Here is a 17,710-nt window from a genome sequence, read left to right on the forward strand (position 1 = left end):
GGTGGAACCCCGCCCGCCCGGGTTCCACCGGCGCCGCCGCCATTCAGCGCAGTTCGCCCTCGCGCAGCGCCCGGAGCGGGTCCGTGTAGTCGTACGTGCCGACCAGCCCGCCGCGGATACCGGTCGAGTCGTGGGCGGTGTACCCGAGCAGGGAGAGCAGCCGGTCGGACAGTCCGGCCGCGCGGGCCGGGGGGATGGCCAGCATGATGTTGTCCACCGGTCGGAGCCAGCCCGCGCAGTAGCTCAGGGTCACCCCCCGACGGTGCTGGTCCGCGGTCCGGTTGGCGCCCCCGCCGTGCAACAGGTCGCCGCGGAAGAAGAGGACGTCCCCCGGCTCCATGACCGCCCGGCGGATCAGGGAAGGGTGGGGGCGCTGTTCCAGCGGCCAGTCGTGGCTGTCCGGGACCACACGGGTCGCCCCGTTCTCCTCCGTGAACGGGGTCAGGGCGATCATCGCGCTGACGTTCCAGGGGTGTTCGCCGCGCTCCAGGTGCGGCCACCACGAGCCGGTGTCCCGGTGCAGGATCTGCGAGGACTCGCCCGGACCGATCTGGATCACCTCGGCGGCGCTCAGCAACGCCCCGTTGGACCACTGGGACAACAGGCGCTCCACACAGCCCAGCAGCTCGGGATGGGTGATCAGGTCGTGGGACGCCTCGATCTTCGCGGGAAGGGCGTGGATGCGCAGGGTGCGCCGGCCGAGGAACAGGTTGTACCGCTCGGACGCGGTCCGCGGCGCCAGCCGTCCCTCGTCCGCCGCGATCCACTCGTCGACCTCGCGGTTGAACAGGGCGACCTGCTCCTCCCCGATCAGCCCGGACACGATCGCCGCGCCGTGCCGCCGGGCCGCCTCGTCGATCGCGTCCCAGTCGTAGGGCGCACGGAACACGGGGATGCGGTCCGTGGCGGGCCCGTCCTCCGGCCGTGTCGTCCCCTGTGCCGCTGTCACCACGCGCACGCCTCGCTTCCTGTCCGGGCCCTCGCGGCCCTGCCGGGTCCGACCCCATCACGCCGCTTCCGTACGCTGCATCCGTCTGCCGGAGGACCACCGGGTCACCTTTCCGACGACCCCCGGCAACCGCCTGCGCGCCGCCGTCACCGCCCCGTCAACTCGCCCCCGAACAGGGGCTATGGTGCAGGGAAGTGATCTCGACGGGTGCCCCCGTCCACCCCACCCCCCTTTTCCCGGCGGCTCCGCAGCCCCCGCCCGCGGCCCCGGCCGCCACCCACCACAGCGACGCAGAGAGCAGCCTGCCCATGCCACTCCAGCCGGCCACGGACACGGACACGGTGACGAGCATGACCGGCGGCCGGGCCGTGGCACGGGCCCTGGCCGCACACGGGGTCGACGTGCTCTTCGGCATCCCCGGCACCCACAACCTCGAGGTGTACGCCCACCTGCGCCGCTACGGCATCACGCCGCTGACCACCCGGCACGAACAGGGCGCCGCCTACGCCGCGGACGGCTACGCCCGGGCCGGCGGCCGCCCGGGCATCGTCCTGACCACGACGGGGCCGGGCCTGCTCAACACGGTCGCGGCCGTCGGACAGGCCCACTCCGACAGCGTCCCCCTGCTCGTCCTGTCGCCGGGCATGCCGCTGCGGCATCCCGCACTGCCCACCGGGCGGCTGCACGAGGCCCCCGGCCAGCAGCGGGCCATGGAGGGTGTCACCGCCTTCAGTCACCGCGTCACCTCGGTCGGGGAGATCGACACCGCGATCGCCCGGGCCTTCACGGCCTTCCGCACCTTTCGGCCCCGGCCCGTGCACATCGAGATACCGCTCGACCTCCTGGAGGAGCCCGGGCCCGTCGCGCCGCGGCCCCGAGGCGTTGCGCCGACCGCCCCGGCCGGCGCCGAGACCGGTGAACTGCGGAGGGCCACCCAAAGGCTGCGCCGCCCGGGCCGCCCCGCCCTGGTCATCGGGGGAGGAGCCCGCGCGGCCGGGCCGGCCTGCACCCGGCTCGCCGAACTGCTCGGCGCCCCGGTGGTCACCACGGCCAACGGCAAGGGCACCGTCGCGGAGTCACATCCGCTGTCCCTGGGAGTCTCCCTGCACACCGACACCGTGCAGCGCTGGCTCGCAGCGTGCGACACCGTCGTGGCGGTGGGCACCGAATTCGCGGAGTCCGACTTCTGGCGGACGCCGCCGACGCCGGGAGGCGTTCTCGTCAGGATCGACATCGACCCGGACCGGATGTACGCCGATCCGCCCGCGGACATCGCGCTGACCGGCGACGCGACCACGGTGCTCGACGAACTGCTCCGCCGCGTGACGGAGCCCTGCGAGGACGCCGACGCCGCCGCGCACCTCGCCCGGCGCCTGCGCCGTAGCGCACGCGAGGAGCAGGCTGCTCGCGACGCCCGCTGGATCCCCCACCTCGACGCCCTGCGCGGCGTCCTGGCCGACGACGCCGTCCTCACTTCGGACAGCGCCACGGCCTGCTACTACGGAGCCCTGCCGCACCTGCCGATCGACCCCCCGGGCCGCCTGCTGCACCCCACCGGATTCGGCACCCTCGGCTATGCCCTGCCGGCGGCCATCGGCGCCGCGACCGCGCACCCCGGCCGCCAGGTGGTCGCCCTGAGCGGCGACGGCGGGTTCCAGTTCACCGTCCAGGAACTCGCCACCGCCGTCCAACTCGGCCGTCCGATCCCCGTTGTCGTCTTCGACAACGGCGGCTACGGGGAGATCCGCGACCAGATGGTGGCGCGCGGCGACGCACCCGCCGCAGTCGACCTGCCGTCCCCGGACCTGCCCGCACTGGCCCGCGCGTACGGGGGCGACGGCGTCGTCTGCCGGACGCCGGGCGAACTGGCCGCCGCCCTCACGAACGCGCTGCGCACGGCCGGACCCACCGTCATCGTCGTACCGGAGGAGACCGGAGCATGAACACCCCCCCGACCGCACACCGTCCGAACGCGCCCACCGGCGCCGCCCGCCCGGACGGACCGCTGATGCAGGTCACCTGGACGGACCACGTCACCGGGAAGAACGGCTTCCTGGTCGTCGACCGGCTCGTCCGCGGTGTCGCGAGCGGCGGCCTGCGCATGCGGGAGGGCTGCACCCTCGCCGAAGTGGGCGAGCTCGCCAGGGCGATGACGCTGAAGGAGGCCATCCACTACGACCCGGGCGCCCGCTACGTGCCGCTCGGCGGCGCCAAGGGCGGCATCGACTGCGACCCGGGCGACCCCGAGGCGTACGGGATCCTCGTCCGGTACCTGCGGGCCATGGCGCCGTACGTCGAACGCTTCTGGACGACCGGGGAGGATCTCGGGCTCAGGCAGTCGCACATCGACCGAGCCGTGCGGGACGCCGGGCTGACCAGTTCGGTGCAGGCCGTGTTCCCCCTCCTCGCCGACGAGACGCAGGCGCGCGCCCGGCTCGCGGCCGCCTTCGCCGTGGAGGAGCACGGCATCGGGCTCGACGAGCTCGTCGGGGGCTGCGGCGTCGCCGAGGCCGTGCTCACCGTCCTGGACCGCGACGGCGTCCCCCACCGCGGCACCCGCGCCGCCATCCAGGGGATGGGCACCATGGGCGGCGCCACCGCCCGGTTCCTGACCCGGGCCGGGCTGAAGGTGGTCGCGGTCGCCGACGCCCGGGGGACGATCACCAACCCTGACGGGCTGGACGTCGAGGCGCTGCTCGCCGCCCGGGACGCCCGCGGCGTCGTGTCACGCTCCGCCCTGCGCCCCGCGGACACGTGCCTGCCCGGCGGCGCGTGGCTCACCACCGAAGCGGAGGTCCTCGTCCCCGCGGCGGTCTCCTACTGCATCGGCCCCGCCGAACAGGCCCGGATATCCGCCCGGTACGTGGTCGAGGCGGCGAACCTGCCCGTGCTGCCGGAAGCCGAACGTCTCCTGGCGGCGCGCGGGATCACGGTCGTCCCCGACGTCCTCGCCAACTCCGGTACGAACGCCTGGTGGTGGTGGACCCTCTTCGGGGACATCGGCCCCGACGCGGACGAGGCGTTCGCCAAGGTCCGTACGTCGATCCGGCGGCTCGTCACGCTCGTCCTGGACACGGCCGCGGCCGACGGCACGCCACCCCGCGCCGCGGCGCGCACCCTGGCCCGGCACCACCTGGCCGCGCTGGGCGAGGTACACGGCACCTACGCCTGAGGGACCGGCCGGCCTCCCCCGGGTCCGGCCCGCCGACTCCTGCGGTGCCGGCCCGCCCCAGCAGCCGGATCCTCCACGGCCTGGGCCGCGGCGCTCCACGGTGGCCGGCAGCTCCCGCCCCATGGAGGAGCCGATGAGCGCCCGGCCCGACCGCACTTCACGCGGGCGCCTGCCTCTCCACGAACTCGGCACCGATGTCCCGCAGGCGGGCGTGGAGCTCGGCGAAGACCGCCGCTGACCGGTCGCCCGGCCAGCCCGCCGGGAGCAGCTCGCGCGGCAGGCCAGGGTCGGCGTACGGCAGGCGGCGCCAGCTGTCCAGCGCGAGCAGATAGCCGCGGTAGGCCTCCTCCGGTGCCGGCCGGGGGCCCGACTGGAGGGCGCGCAGGCCCGGCTCGTGCAGATCGAGGAATTCCTCGTGCTGCTTGGCCAGCGAGGCCAGGTCCCACCAGCGGGCCACCGCCTCGGCGGCCGGCGCGAAGCCGAGATGGCTGCCGCGGAACAGTTCCACGTACGGCGTCAGGTGCAGCCGCTCCAGCGTGTGCGCGGTCTCCTCCGTCAGCCGCGCCGGGGCGATCCACACCCCCGGCGCGACCGCGCCGAAGCCGAGCCCGGCCAGCCGGGAGCGCAGCAGGTGCCGCTTGGCCCGCTCCTGCTCGGGTACGGAGAACACCGCCACCAGCCACTCGTCCGAGGACTGCGGGCCGCCGTAGATGCGGCGGTCGCCGTCGTCCAGGAGCCGGCGCGCCTCACCGGACAGCTCGTACGCCGCCGCGCCGTCCGCGGCGCGCGCGGGCAGCAGGAAGCCGCGCCGCTTCAGCCGGGACACCGACGAGCGGACCGACGGGGCGTCGACCCCGGCCGCGCCCAGCAGGCGGACCAGCGCGGACACCGGGACCGGGCCCTCGAAGGCCCGCCCGTAGGCTCCGTAGAACGTGACGATCAGGGATCGCGGAGTGTGCTGCTCGACCACGGCTTCACTCTAGGGCGTCTCGCCGGCCGGGCGGGGTTCCTTGATCGCGCAACCGGAAGCGCTGGAGCTTGCCCGTGGCGGTGCGCGGGAGCGCCGGCAGGAAGACGAAGGAGCGCGGGCACTTGTGCGGCGCCAGCTCCGCCCGCATGAAGGTGCGCAGGGCCTCCTCCGTCAGGACCGCCCCCTCGCGGGGCACGGTGTACGCCACGACGATCTGCCCGCGTCGCTCGTCCGGGCGGCCCACCACCGCCGCCTCCACCACGTCCGGGTGGCGCAGCAGGGCCTCCTCCACCTCAGGGCCGGCGATGTTGTAGCCCGCCGAGACGATCATGTCGTCGGCCCGGGCGACGTAGCGGAAGTAGCCGTCCGGGTCGCGCACGTAGGTGTCGCCGGTCAGGTTCCAGCCGTCCCGCACGTACTCCGCCTGCCGCGGATCGGCCAGGTACCGGCAGCCCACCGGGCCACGTACGGCCAGCAGTCCCGGCTCGCCGTCCGCGACCGGCCGGCCCGCCCGGTCCACGACGCGGGCCTCCCAGCCGGGCACCACCCGGCCGGTCGTGCCGGGGCGGATGTCCTCGTCGGCGGCGGAGATGAAGATGTGCAGCAGCTCGGTCGCCCCGATGCCGTTGACGATCCGCAGGCCGGTGCGTTCGTACCAGGCCCGCCAGGTGGCGGCGGGCAGGTTCTCCCCGGCCGAGACGCAGCGGCGCAGCGCGGACAGGTCGTACATGCCCACGTCGTACGGGCCGAGGGCGTCCAGCATCGTCCGGTAGGCGGTGGGCGCCGTGAACAGCACCGTCACCCGGTGCTCCGCGAGCGCGGGCAGCAGCCGGCGCGGCACCGCGTCCTCCAGCAGCAGCGCGCACGCCCCGGCGCGCAGCGGGAAGACGACGAGCCCGCCCAGGCCGAAGGTGAAGCCGAGGGGCGGGCTGCCCGCGAACACGTCGTCGGGGCGGGGCCGCAGCACGTGCCGGGAGAAGGTGTCGGCGACGGCCAGCAGGTCGCGGTGGAAGTGCATGCAGCCCTTGGGCCGTCCCGTGGTGCCGGAGGTGAAGGCGATCAGGGCGACGTCGTCGGCGGAGGTCGGGACGGCGGGGAACGGCGCGTCGTGGCGCTCGGCCAGTCTCAGCAGGTCGTCCGGGGCGCCGCCCCCGTAGGCGGTGATCCGCAGCCCCGGCACCTCGGCCTTCACCAGGTCGTCCAGGACGTCCGCGTGGCACAGGGCGTGCCGCACCCGGGCCATCTCGCACACCGTCGCCAGCTCCTGCGCGCGCTGCTGCGGCAGTACGGTGACGGCCACCGCGCCGGCCTTCATGACCGCGAGCCAGCAGGCCGCGAGCCAGGGGCCGGTGGGCCCGCGAAGGAGCACCCGGTTGCCGGGGACGACGCCGAGGTCGGCGGTGAGCACGTGGGCGAGGCGGTCCACGCGCTCGCGCAGCCCGCCGTACGTCCACACCGCGCCGGCGCCGTCGCGGAAGGCCGGGCGGTCGGCGCCCTCGGGGCCGAACCGGGCGATGGTGGCGTCGAGGAGCTCGGCGCCGCAGTTCAGCCGGTCCGGATAGGCCAGTTCGGGCAGATCGAAGAGGAGCTCCGGCCAGGCGTCCGCGGGTGGCAGCCGGTCGCGGGTGAAGGTGTCGACGTGAGCGGAAGGCTTGAGGTCCAAGGCGGGTTCGCCCCCCTTGCAGCGGTCCGGATGGGGTGGGGCCGGCCGTGCGGTCGTTTCTCCCGGCGACCGCCGGGAGGTACTCCTCGGAGCGTATCGTGATGGTGACGGCAGTCAACAGGACGCGATAGATGCGGGGACATTCGGATGACCGGATTCGCGCTCGGGGTGGACCAGGAGGAGTGGTGCGGGCGGCTGCGCGCACTGTCGGCCGAACGGCTGAGGCCGCTGGCGGAGAAGGGGGAACCGGGCCGGGTCAACCGGCCGCTGCTGGCGGCGCTGGGCGAGCTGGGCCTGCTGGAGCGGGTGTTCGCCTCGGGCGCACTCGAACTGTGCCTGCTGCGGGAGTCCCTCGCCTACGGGTGCACGGAGGCCGAGACCGCGCTGGCCCTCCAGGGACTGGGGGCGTATCCGGTCCTGCGGGCGGGCAGCGAGGCGCAGAGGGAGCGCTGGCTGCCGCAGGTCCGGGCGGGCCGGGCCGTGGCCGCCTTCGCGCTGAGCGAGCCCGCGGCGGGCTCGGACGCGGCGGCGCTGACGCTGGCCGCGGACCCCGATCCGGCGGGCGGGGGAGGCTGGCGGCTCAGCGGGGAGAAGTGCTGGATCTCCAACGCACCCGAGGCGGACTTCTACACCGTGTTCGCCCGGACGGGTGAAGGACCGGGCGCGAAGGGGGTGTCGGCGTTCCTGGTCCCCGCGGACCGCGAGGGCCTCGCCGGCGAGCCGCTGGACATGCTGTCGCCGCACCCCATCGGGTCGCTCCGCTTCGACGGGGTCCCGGTCGGACCGCACGACCTGCTCGGCGAGCCGGGGCGGGGCTTCCGCGTCGCCATGGACACCCTGAACCGCTTCCGGCCCAGCGTCGGCGCGTTCGCGGTCGGCATGGCCCGGGCCGCGCTGGACGCGACGCTCGCCCACACGGCGGGGCGCACCGCGTTCGGCGGAACGCTGAGCGACCTCCAGGCGGTGGCGCACCGGGTGGCCGAGATGGCCACCCGCACCGAGGCGGCCCGGCTGCTCGTTTACGCGGCCGCCGGGGCCTACGACCGGGGTGCGGCCGACGTCCCGCAGCGCGCGGCGATGGCGAAGCTGCTGGCCACGGAGACGGCCCAGTACGTGGTGGACCACGCGGTCCAACTGCACGGAGCGGTCGCCCTGCGGCGGGGCCACCTGCTGGAGCACCTCTACCGGGAGGTGCGGGCGCCGCGGATCTACGAGGGGGCGAGCGAGGTGCAGCGCACGATCATCGCGAAGGAGCTGTACGGGGCGTTGGGCGGGGAGGGCCGATGAGCCTCGACCGGATCAACCCGGCGGAACTGTCGCCCGCGACGGGCTTCTCGCACGCGGTGGTGGCCACGGGGTCGCGGCTGGTGTTCCTGGCGGGTCAGACGGCGCTGGACGGCGCGGGCAAGGTGGTGGGGGAGACCCTGCCCGAGCAGTTCGAGACGGCCCTGGCCAACCTGCTGTCGGCCCTGGCCGCGGCGGGCGGCGCCCCGGCGGACCTGGCCCGGGTGACGGTGTACGCGGTCGACGTGGCCGCCTACCGGTCGCACGCGGCCGAACTGGGCCGCATCTGGCGGCGGGCGGCCGGCCGCGACTACCCGGCGATGGCCGTCATCGGCGCGGTCCGCCTCTGGGACGACCGGGCCCTGGTGGAACTGGACGGCGTGGCGGTCCTCCCGTAGCCGTGCCCCTGCGGGGTGCTCTGCGCGACCACGCCAGCGGCCACCGGCGCCCCGGCTCCGACTGTCGGTGGCTTCGCCGGGGCCGCTGTCCCGGCTCGGGCCGGTTGCGGCTGCCGGTGCCGGTGGCTTCGGCGGGGCGGGGTTCTTGGCGCGGGGTGGTGTTCGGGGCGGTGTTTCGGCGGGGCGGGGGTTCCTGGCCGGGTGGCTGCGGGTGCGGGTGCGGGTGCGGGTGCTTCGGCGGGGCCGTGGCCCCTGGCCGGGGGTGGCCGGTTGCCGGTGCTTCGGCGGGGCGGTGGCTCCTGGCCCGGGGTGGCTGCGGGTGCCAGTGCCCCTGCGGCGCCGGGGTTCCTGGCGCGGGGTGGTGTCCGGTGGGGTGTTTCGGCGGGGCGGGGGTGGTTCTGTGTGGTGCGGTGCCCNNACACTCCGCCGTGTCCCCACCCCACGCCCCCGCTTCGACAACCCACCCGCACACGGCCCCGCGGTGCCGACACTGCGAGGCCATGGCCCGGCCGGGATGCCCTTCGGGGACCGGGCTCGTACTGCTGGAGTGGGGACGGGGAGGGGTGTCCCCGCAGGACGAGCGCGCGACCACCGCTGATGGCCGTGATGGCTCGCGGGCGCCGAGCCGAGGAGATACCCCTGCGCGGCACCGCGACCGGCCCGGACCGAGCCCGTATCCCGCCCGCCGGGCACGCCCCGGGCCGGCCAGAGCTTCGGCCTCGGGGCGACCCCGCCCCCGCCCACACCGCGAGGCACGGTCCGGCCTGAATGCCCTTCCCGGAGCCGGGCTCGTACTGCTGGAGTGGGGACGGGGAGGGGTGTCCCCGCAGGACGAGCGCGCGACCACCGCTCACGGCCGAGACACCCCGCACGCGCCGAGCCGAGGAGATACCCCTGCGCGGCACCGCGACCCGCCCGCACCGAGCCCGTATCCCGCCCGCCGGGCACGCCCCGGGCCGGCCAGAGCGTCGGCCTCGGGGCGACCCCGCCCCCGCCCGCTCTGCGAGACCATTGGCCCGGCCTGAATGCCCTTCCGGGGACCGGGCTTGTACTGCTGGAGTGGGGACGGGGAGGGGTGTCCCCGCAGGACGAGCGCGCTACCACCGCTCACGGCCGAGACACCTCGCGGGCGCCGAGCCGAGGAGATACCCCTGCCCGGCACCGCGACCCGCCCGCACCGAGCCCGTATCCCGCCCGACTGGCACGCCCCGGGCCGGCCGGAGCCTCGACCTCGGGGCGACCCCGCCCCGCTCGCGGGCGCCGAGCCGAGGAGATACCCCTGCGCGGCACCGCGGCCGGCCCGCACCGTTGCGGGCCGACCCGGGGCAGCCTGGATCCGGTTCGGCGGCGGAACGTACCGGCCCGGCCTGTCCCGCTTCGCCCCCTGCGAAGGGAACCGCTTTGCCCCCCATACCGCCCGGCACGGCCTAGCGGCGGGTCATCGAGGTGATCGTCAGCGGGCCCAGCCGGGTTTCGCGCAGGGCGGTGTAGCCGAAGTGGCCGTACAGGGGGACGTTCGACGGGTCGGCCGTAGTCAGGTAGGTGTCGTGCGCGGTGGACAGGACGTGGTCCAGGAGGACGCGGCCGGCTCCGCGGCCGGTCAGGTCCGGGCGGACCCCGATGAACTCCAGCGTCCAGGAGCCCGGCGGCGCGCCTGCTTCGGTGGCGCGCAGGTAGCGCAGCGTCCGGCCGAGGGCACGGGGCCCGCAGTGCCGTACGGTGCGGGCCGCCCAGCCGGCTCGGGCGGCGGCCGAGGGGGTGGCGCCCGGCGGGGTGAGGACGGCCGCGGCCAGGAGGCGGCCGTCCGGCCCGACGAGCGCCGCGCGCCGGGCCCCGGCGAGGCCGGCGTGGGTGCGCAGGGTGCTGCGGAACCAGTGGGTGCGTGCGGTGGCCGAGTCGCCGCAGATCCAGGAGACGGCGGGCTCCCGGGCGAACGCGGAGGCCAGCAGGTCGGCGCAGGCGACCGGATCGGGGTCGGTGTCGATCCGCCAGGAAGGCTCAGGCATCGCGCGCCGCCCCCTCCAGCGGGGCCTCCGGTACGAGGTGGCAGACGAGCAGTTTGAGGAAGAACAGCGGCGCGAACCAGGCGAGCGCTGTCGCCACCGGCAGCCAGAACAGGTTGACCAGGACGGCCGCCATCAGCACGGCCATCGCCACGGGCCGCCGCAGGTGGACGGGCGCGAACTCCACGGCCGCCGCGCCGCCGAGGAGCAGTGCGGCGTTGCCCAGCGTCCAGTCGAGGTCGCCGTCCAGGACGAAGAGCCCCATGGCGGCGAGGTGGACGAGGTGTGCGGAGACGAACAGCAGGCGTGCGCGGCGGGCCGCGGGGTCGGCCCGGTGGTACCAGCGCTTGGCGGCGTTGGTGGCGTTGGTCAGGACTCCGCCGATCAGGTCGAGTCCGGCCAGGGCCACCACGACGAGTTGGGCGGTGGACCAGTCGCGCGCCGCCCCCGAGGACCACACCCCGGCGGCCAGCAGCAGCGCGCAGCCGAGGAGCCCGACGGTTTCCACCACGTTCTCGGAACGGGACTTCCCCGGTCCCATGAAGCGTTCCAGGCGGCCGGCGAGGCCGGGTGGGGTGGCCGGTATGTCCCAGGAGATCCGCAGGTCAGTGCGCATCGTTCGGCTCCTGTCCGGCGGCCGGCGCGCCCCACAGGCCGCACAGCAGGGTCCACAGCTGCGCCCCCGGATCGCCCGTGCCGGGGGCGGTCGTCATGCGGGCGAGGGCCCAGGCGTCGGCGGCGCGGATGACCGCCGCGGTCGCCGAGACCATCAGGTCGTGGTCCACGTCGGCGCGGATCAGGCCGAGTCGGCGGCCGTCGGCGACCAGGGCGCCGAACCAGTCGAGCCACGGGCCGCCGCAGGTGCGGCCGATGGCGGCGTCGGCGAGGGCCAGGTCGTCGGGGTGGCCGCCGAGGTGGGTGGCGAGGGCGGTGGAGCCGGCGGCGAACCGGGCGGTGAAGTCGTCCTCGTCGTGGGCCGGTTCCCAGGGGCCGAGCGCGTCGAGCAGGCGGCCCAGGACCCCGTCGAGTACGGCGTTGAGGAGGTCCTCCCGGCCGTCGAAGTAGTGGTAGGCGGCGGTCTTGGAGACCCCGGCGGCCTCGATGATCTTGTTGTAGGAGGCGCCTTCGGCGCCGTGTTCGGCGAAGTGCCGCCGCGCGGCTCCCAGGATGTGCTCCCGGCGCTCGGCGGGCAGGCGGTCGAAACGGGGAAGTGGCATGCACTCATGATACGCACCAGTGGGGTGTACCGCTAGTACACCCCACTGGTTCAGGCGTGATGGTCCTCCAGGAGGCGGGCCATCCAGTCCTCGATCCCCGCGACCGTGCGCGGCAGCGCGCCCGACATCAGGCGGGCGCCGTCCGCCGTGATCACCAGGTCGTCCTCGATGCGGACGCCGATGCCCCGCAGCTCGGCCGGGAGGGTCTCGTCGTCGGGCTGGAGGTACAGGCCCGGTTCCACCGTCAGGACCTGGCCCTCCTCCAGGACCCCGTCCAGGTAGGTCTCCGCCCGCGCCTTCGCGCAGTCGTGCACGTCGAGCCCGAGCATGTGGCCGCTGCTGCACAGCGTGTACCGCCGGTGCAGGTCGCCTTCCGCGTTCTTCAGCACGCCCCACTCGGCCAGCCCCTCGGCGATCACCCGCATGCCGGCCCGGTGGAAGTCGCCGAAGCTCGCCCCCGGCCGCAGTGCCGCCATGCCCGCCTCCTGGGCGGCCAGGACCAGTTCGTAGACCTGCCGCTGGACGGGCGAGAAGCGGCCCGACAGCGGGAGGGTGCGGGTGATGTCCGCGGTGTAGAGGGTGTCCGTCTCCACGCCCGCGTCGAGGAGGAGCAGTTCGTTCCCGTCCAGCCGGCCGTCGTTGCGGATCCAGTGCAGGGTGCACGCGTGGGCGCCCGACGCGGCGATCGTCTCGTAGCCGGTGCCGTTGCCCTCGGCGCGGGCGCGCAGGCCGAAGACCCCCTCGATCCAGCGCTCCCCGCGCGGGTGCGCCAGTGCGCGCGGCAGGGCCCGTACGACGTCCTCGAAGCCCGCGGTCGTGTGGTCGACGGCCAGCTGGAGCTGCTCGACCTCCCAGGCGTCCTTGACCAGGCGCAACTCCGAGAGCGCCGCGGCCAGTTCCGCGTCGTCGGCCGCGTGGCGGCCCTCCGGTGCGCCGAGGGAGTCCAGGTGCGCGCAGCGGATGCCGGTGAGGCGCTCCGCCTCCGCCAGGTCCGGGCGGCGCCCCACCCAGAACTCCCCGTACCGGCGGTCCCGGTAGAACTCCCCGTCCCCGTCCGCCCGCGGCGAGCGGGGCCGCAGGTGGAGCACGGCCTCGTGGGCGTGCGGGCCCGAGGGCTCCATGACCAGGACGTGGCCGGCCTGGTCCTCGCCGGTGAGCCCGGTCAGCCAGGCGTACGCGCTGTGCGGGCGGAACCGGTGGTCGCAGTCGTTGGAGCGGACCTTCAGCTCGCCGGCCGGGATGATCAGCCGCTCGCCGGGGAAGCGGGCCGAGAGCCGGGCCCGGCGGGCCGGGGTGACGTCGTGGGCCGCGACCCGTGCGGAGGCGGGCAGCGGGGAGGCGGCCCAGCCGCCCGCCATGAACCGGGACAACTCCGGTGACACCGGACGGTCGTGGCTGCCCGTGTTGAGGCGGGCGGGGGAGTCGGTCACGGGGGCTCCTTCACGGAAGACGCGAACTGGTGGGCGCACAGGTCTTGTCAGTGCAATTTCACATTACTATGTTACAGCTCACACCGCGGCACGTTAATCCCCGTCAAACGCCGCGTGACGCAGGGCAGTTCACGCACCACCCCCCACCTCACCCTCTCCGAACAGGAGTTCTCGGTGCTCAAGCACAGAGCTGTGCGCTCTTCCCTCCTCGCCTCCGCCGTGGCGGTGACGCTTCTCGCCACCGCGGCACAGGGCACCACGCAGGCCGCCGAGTCCGCGGCCCCCGCCGCGTTCACCGGCGCCCCGGCCGCCGCCCCCGCCACCGCGGCCCACGGCCCCACGGGGAATCCGTTCGACGAGGTCGACCGCTTCGCCGACGCGAAGGACAACGCCCCGGCTCCCGCCCCCGCCCCGGGCGGCCTGAACATCTCCGGCCAGGTCCCCGGCGCGGCCCCCGCCAGCGCGGCCGCGCAGGAGCTGGAGAAGCGGGGCCGGGCGGCCGCGTCGGCCCCCACCGCGAGGAGCGTCGCCGCGGGCGTCCCCTGCGCCCTCGACGGGATCACCAGGCTCACGCCCGAGCAGTTCGCCGACTTCCTCGCCGACCAGGCCGTGCTGGCCGACGGCTGCCTGCGCGGCCTGATCTGGACCTGGGACGCCCGCCTGGCCCCCGTGATGTCGGACGCGCACGTCCAGGCGGTCTCCCGCCGGATCTCCGCCCTGGCCGCCGCGCACGACGGCCGCAACTCCTCGCACCTGGAGGAGATGTTCACCTACCTGCACGCCGTCGCCTACCACGACTTCTCACGCGACGAGATCGACGTCACCGACGCCCCGACCACCGCCGCGATACGCAAGGCCATCGACGACTACGGCAACGCGGCGCGGACCTTCGACGTCACCCCCACCAACGCCCGCACCCTGCGCGAGGCCCTCTACGCCGCCGGCCCCGGCCTGCGCCAGCACCAGCTGGGCCTGGTGAAGAAGGTCCTGGCCACGATGGACCCGGCCCACCCGGCCACCCACCTCGACCCCGGTTGGGCCGGCGCCGTGCTCGCCGCGCTCTCCACCAACTACCTCGGCGTCTACCCGGGCAACCAGGACACCGCCTTCCACGCCGCGGTGGCCGCCGACCCCGCCTACCGCGCCGCCTTCAAGGCCTTCGCCGGCTACACGCACCTCAAGGGCACGGCCAACGCCTGGGTGGTGCGCGACGCGCTCAGCGAGTACGCCCGCTTCGGCCAGGTCGAGGGCCTGCGCGACCAGATCGTCGCCGACCTCGGTGCGATGCTCGGCCCCCTGAAGGCCGGCTTCGGCGACGGCAGCGAGCCGTGGGCCAAGGTCGTGTCCTGGCTCAACTTCTACGAGGCCTGCAAGCCGTACGGGGTGTGCAAGGAGGACATCGAGAAGCGGATCTTCCCCTACACCTACACCTACGACAACGGCGCCATCAAGGTCCGCACCGGCCTGGACCGGGCCACCGTCGACCAGCTCTACTACGCCAGCAAGCAGGTCAAGGCCCAGTACCACCGCGTCCTGGGCACCGACCAGCCGCTCGCCGGCGACCCCAACGACACCCTGAACATCGTGCTCTACGGCTCCCGTGCCGACTACGTCAACTACCACCCCATCCTGACCGGCTACGACACCAACAACGGCGGCATCTACATCGAGAACGGCGCCACCTTCTACACCTACCAGCGCCGCGTCCCGCAGGACTCCTCACTCACCCTCGAGGAGCTGTTCCGCCACGAGTACACGCACTACCTCAACGGCCGCTTCGCCGTCCACGGCTTCTTCGGCCAGGGCCCCTGGTACGAGGGCGACCGCACGACCGCCATGGACGAGGGCACGGCCGAGTTCTTCGACGGCGCCACCCGCGACAACGGCATCGCCGTCCGCAAGTCCCTCGTGAAGAGCATCATCAGTGACACGGCCGGCGGCGGGCCGCGCATGAGCGTCGAGCAGCTGCTGAACGCCACCTACGACGGCGACGGATTCCGCTTCTACAGCTACGCCGGCACCTTCTTCGAGTTCCTGTGGACCGAGAAGCCCTCGCTGCTGCGCGAGATGTACACCCACCTGCGCAACAACGACGTGGCGGCGTACGACGCCTGGCGCCACCGGCTGGGCGCGGACACCTACCTCCAGCGCGACTACGACCGCTTCCTGGACGCGCAGATCGCCAAGGTCGACCAGCTCTTCGTGCCCAACACCGCCTTCACCCCCAACGACCAGCTGCGCGACTCCGCGCTCGCCTCGGTCAAGTCGGCCTTCGCCACGGCCACCTACAACACCCCCGACTGCGTGGAGAACGGCGACCCCGGCAAGCGCCGCTTCACCTGTACGGGCCGGATCACCGCGAACCTGAAGAACTGGCGCAGCGACGACCAGAACTTCAAGGACATGTCGGAGACGGTCGACTACTTCATCCTCGACCGGGCGGGCGCCGCCTCCAACAACCTCGCCGACATGAACTGCTCCTTCGGCCCGCCGGAGATCTGGAGCAACAAGGTCGCCGCGACCTCGAACTACAGCTGTGAAGGGCCGCTGCGCAGCTGACGGACACCGGACCGGTCCCGCACCTGAGGAGGGTGCGGGACCGGTCTGGGCAGCCACTAAAGAATGTGACATATTACTGTCGTGCTCAAGAGACACTCCCTGGACGCCGTGATCATCGGCGCCGGCGTCGTCGGAGCGGCCTGCGCCTACTACGCGGCCCGCGCCGGACTCTCCGTGGCCGTGGTCGACCGCGGACCGGTCGCGGGCGGCACCACCGGTGCCGGCGAAGGCAACCTGCTCGTCTCCGACAAGGAGGCGGGTCCCGAGCTCGACCTCGCCCTTCTCTCCACGCGGCTGTGGACCGAGCTGGCCGCGGTCCTCCCGCCGGAGGTGGAGTACGAGCCCAAGGGCGGGCTCGTCGTCGCGCCGGACGAGGCCACCGTGAAGGCCCTGCGCGCCTTCGCCGAGGGGCAGCGCGCGGCCGGGGTCGACGCGGTCGAGGTGCCCGCGCACGCCCTGCACGACCTGGAGCCGCACCTGGCCCCGGGTCTCGCGGGCGGATTCCACTACCCGCAGGACGCGCAGGTCCAGCCGGCGCAGGCCGCGGCCCGGCTGCTGGCCGCCTCGGGCGCCGAGACCCACCTCGGCGAGGAGGTGACGGAGGTCCTGCTGGACGGGGACGCCGTACGGGGGGTCCGCACGCCGCGCCGCGAACTCCTGGCCCCCGCCGTGGTGAACGCGGCCGGCACCTGGGGCGGGCACATCGCCTCGCTGGCCGGCACCGACCTGCCGGTCCTTCCACGCCGCGGCTTCGTCCTGGTGACCGAACCGCTGCCGCGGGTGGTCCGCCACAAGGTCTACGCCGCCGACTACATCGCGGACGTCGCCAGCGGCTCGGCCGCCCTGCAGTCCTCGGCCGTGGTCGAGGGCACCCCCTCCGGGCCGGTCCTGATCGGCGCCACCCGCGAGCGGGTCGGCTTCGACCGGAGCCTGTCGACCGAGGCGCTGCGACGGCTGGCCGCCCAGGCGGCGGCGCTCTTCCCCGTACTGTCCGACGTACGGGTCCTGCGTACCTACCACGGTTTCCGCCCCTACCTGCCCGACCACCTCCCGGCGATCGGCCCCGACCCCCGCCGGCCCGGCCTGCTGCACGCCTGCGGCCACGAGGGCGCCGGCATCGGCCTGGCCCCGGCCACCGGGCTGATGATCGCCGCCGCGCTGACGGGGACCGAACTCCCGCTGCCCGCGCACCCCTTCCGCCCGGACCGCTTCGGCACCGGCGCGGCGGGAGCCGAAGGCGGGCCGGCGTGAGGCCCGGGCAGCCGCCGACCGCCGCGGCCCGTGCGCACCCGGCGGGGCCGGACCGGACCGCCCGGTGCCCCGCCCCGGCCCCACACCACTGCCCGCGGTGCGGCGCAACCCACCCGAGGAGGACCCCCTGATGCGCAGCCCCCGCTCCCTGGTGGGCGGCAGCCCGCAAGCCCGCTTCACGGTCGACTTCGACGGCCGGGAACTGCCCGCCCTGGAGGGCCAGAGCGTCGCCGCGGTGCTCTGGGCCGCCGGGATCCTCGCCTGGCGGACCACCCGCGAGGCCGGCGCGCCCCGCGGCGCCTTCTGCGGGATCGGCAGCTGCTACGACTGCCTCGTCACCGTCAACGGCCTACCGAACCAGCGCGCCTGCCTGGTCCCCGCCCGGCCGGGCGACGCCGTCACCACCCAGGAGGGAACCGGCCATGCCGACCTCGCCGTCTGACCCGGCTGACGCCGCCGCCCCGGCGGTGTCAGGCGAACCGGCTGGGCCGCGCGCCCACGCCGCCCCGGCCGAGCCGGTTGTACCCGCCGCGCGGCCCGGTGCCGCCGAGCCGGACCGGCCCTCCGGGCAGTCCGGAGACGCCGAGCCGGCCGGGTCCGCCCGGCAGGCTGCGGCCGATGCGCCGTTCCGATCCGGGGAACGGCCGCAGTCCACGCAGCCGTCGGATGCCTCTGAGCCGGCCGTACCCGCCGTACGGGGCGGTGCGGAGCCAAACCGGTCCTTCGGGCAGTCCGGCTTCGCCGAGCCGGCCGGGCCTGTCGGGGCTGCGCCCGCCGATCGGGCCGCGGCGGGCGGGTCTGTCGGGGCGGGGCC

At 74.8% G+C, this 17,710-nt stretch carries 14 protein-coding genes and 1 pseudogene; 7 read left to right on the forward strand and 8 right to left on the reverse strand.

Annotation, left to right across the window (positions count from 1 at the left end; all coding sequences use genetic code 11):
• Window positions 1-43: 43 nt before the first annotated feature.
• Entirely contained in the window at window positions 44-958 is a 915-nt protein-coding gene (locus tag AVW11_RS32495; protein ID WP_060181195.1) for a phytanoyl-CoA dioxygenase family protein, read from the reverse strand.
• A 299-nt stretch (window positions 959-1,257) separates the two neighbouring features.
• Here AVW11_RS32495 and AVW11_RS32500 point away from each other — a divergent pair, with 299 nt between their 5' ends.
• Both AVW11_RS32500 and AVW11_RS32505 read left to right on the forward strand, forming a co-directional pair.
• Complete coding sequence (locus AVW11_RS32500; RefSeq protein ID WP_240528323.1) at window positions 1,258-2,892, forward strand: thiamine pyrophosphate-binding protein; 1,635 nt, start codon at window positions 1,258-1,260, stop codon at window positions 2,890-2,892.
• Window positions 2,893-2,957: 65 nt separating this feature from the next.
• Entirely contained in the window at window positions 2,958-4,121 is a 1,164-nt protein-coding gene (locus tag AVW11_RS32505) for a Glu/Leu/Phe/Val dehydrogenase dimerization domain-containing protein (protein WP_060181196.1), read from the forward strand.
• A gap of 157 nt (window positions 4,122-4,278) precedes the next feature.
• Here the strand turns inward: AVW11_RS32505 and AVW11_RS32510 are convergent, their stop codons facing one another.
• Together AVW11_RS32510 and AVW11_RS32515 are read right to left on the reverse strand one after the other, a co-directional pair.
• Window positions 4,279-5,091, reverse strand: a complete 813-nt coding sequence (locus tag AVW11_RS32510) for a PaaX family transcriptional regulator (RefSeq protein ID WP_030849511.1) — start codon at window positions 5,089-5,091, stop codon at window positions 4,279-4,281.
• Window positions 5,092-5,095: 4 nt separating this feature from the next.
• Window positions 5,096-6,754 carry an AMP-binding protein gene (locus AVW11_RS32515; RefSeq protein WP_076046825.1) on the reverse strand — a complete coding sequence of 553 codons (1,659 nt, stop codon included), beginning with the start codon at window positions 6,752-6,754 and terminating at the stop codon, window positions 5,096-5,098.
• A 147-nt stretch (window positions 6,755-6,901) separates the two neighbouring features.
• On the opposite strand from AVW11_RS32515, the gene AVW11_RS32520 reads away from it, so the two are divergent.
• A complete protein-coding gene (locus tag AVW11_RS32520) occupies window positions 6,902-8,041 on the forward strand; it encodes an acyl-CoA dehydrogenase family protein (protein WP_076046826.1) in 1,140 nt (379 codons plus the stop codon).
• Window positions 8,038-8,436 carry a RidA family protein gene (locus tag AVW11_RS32525; protein WP_030849518.1) on the forward strand — a complete coding sequence of 133 codons (399 nt, stop codon included), beginning with the start codon at window positions 8,038-8,040 and terminating at the stop codon, window positions 8,434-8,436. Before AVW11_RS32520 ends, AVW11_RS32525 begins: the two co-directional genes overlap by 4 nt.
• A 1,427-nt stretch (window positions 8,437-9,863) precedes the next feature.
• Here AVW11_RS32525 and AVW11_RS32530 read toward each other — a convergent pair.
• Genes AVW11_RS32530 through AVW11_RS32545 form a run of 4 tightly spaced genes read right to left on the reverse strand, consistent with a single transcriptional unit; the run spans window position 9,864 to window position 13,086 of the window.
• On the reverse strand, window positions 9,864-10,442 hold the full coding sequence (locus AVW11_RS32530) for a GNAT family N-acetyltransferase (protein WP_060179865.1): 579 nt from the start codon (window positions 10,440-10,442) through the stop codon (window positions 9,864-9,866).
• Complete coding sequence (locus AVW11_RS32535) at window positions 10,435-11,055, reverse strand: hypothetical protein (protein ID WP_076046827.1); 621 nt, start codon at window positions 11,053-11,055, stop codon at window positions 10,435-10,437. The genes AVW11_RS32530 and AVW11_RS32535 overlap by 8 nt, the downstream gene beginning before the upstream one ends.
• Window positions 11,045-11,656: a TetR/AcrR family transcriptional regulator gene (locus tag AVW11_RS32540; protein WP_076046828.1), complete on the reverse strand. Its 612-nt coding sequence runs from the start codon at window positions 11,654-11,656 to the stop codon at window positions 11,045-11,047. The genes AVW11_RS32535 and AVW11_RS32540 overlap by 11 nt, the downstream gene beginning before the upstream one ends.
• A 50-nt stretch (window positions 11,657-11,706) precedes the next feature.
• On the reverse strand, window positions 11,707-13,086 hold the full coding sequence (locus AVW11_RS32545; protein WP_076046829.1) for an aminopeptidase P family protein: 1,380 nt from the start codon (window positions 13,084-13,086) through the stop codon (window positions 11,707-11,709).
• 174 nt (window positions 13,087-13,260) lie between these two features.
• On the opposite strand from AVW11_RS32545, the gene AVW11_RS32550 reads away from it, so the two are divergent.
• The 3 genes from AVW11_RS32550 (at window position 13,261) to AVW11_RS32560 (ending at window position 17,338) form a co-directional block, all read left to right on the forward strand.
• Window positions 13,261-15,645 (forward strand): collagenase, encoded by a 2,385-nt coding sequence (locus tag AVW11_RS32550; protein ID WP_076046830.1) that lies wholly within the window; start codon window positions 13,261-13,263, stop codon window positions 15,643-15,645.
• Window positions 15,646-15,726: 81 nt separating this feature from the next.
• Window positions 15,727-16,896: an NAD(P)/FAD-dependent oxidoreductase gene (locus AVW11_RS32555; RefSeq protein ID WP_076046831.1), complete on the forward strand. Its 1,170-nt coding sequence runs from the start codon at window positions 15,727-15,729 to the stop codon at window positions 16,894-16,896.
• Between the two features lie 130 nt (window positions 16,897-17,026).
• Window positions 17,027-17,338, forward strand: coding sequence for a (2Fe-2S)-binding protein (locus AVW11_RS32560; protein ID WP_078095308.1), 312 nt, complete (start codon window positions 17,027-17,029; stop codon window positions 17,336-17,338).
• Between the two features lie 28 nt (window positions 17,339-17,366).
• Here the strand turns inward: AVW11_RS32560 and AVW11_RS38140 are convergent.
• Window positions 17,367-17,710, reverse strand: a pseudogene (locus tag AVW11_RS38140) (hypothetical protein); the annotation flags it as partial.

The organism is Streptomyces amritsarensis (genome assembly GCF_001953875.1).
GTDB classification, from domain to species: Bacteria; Actinomycetota; Actinomycetes; order Streptomycetales; family Streptomycetaceae; genus Streptomyces; species Streptomyces amritsarensis.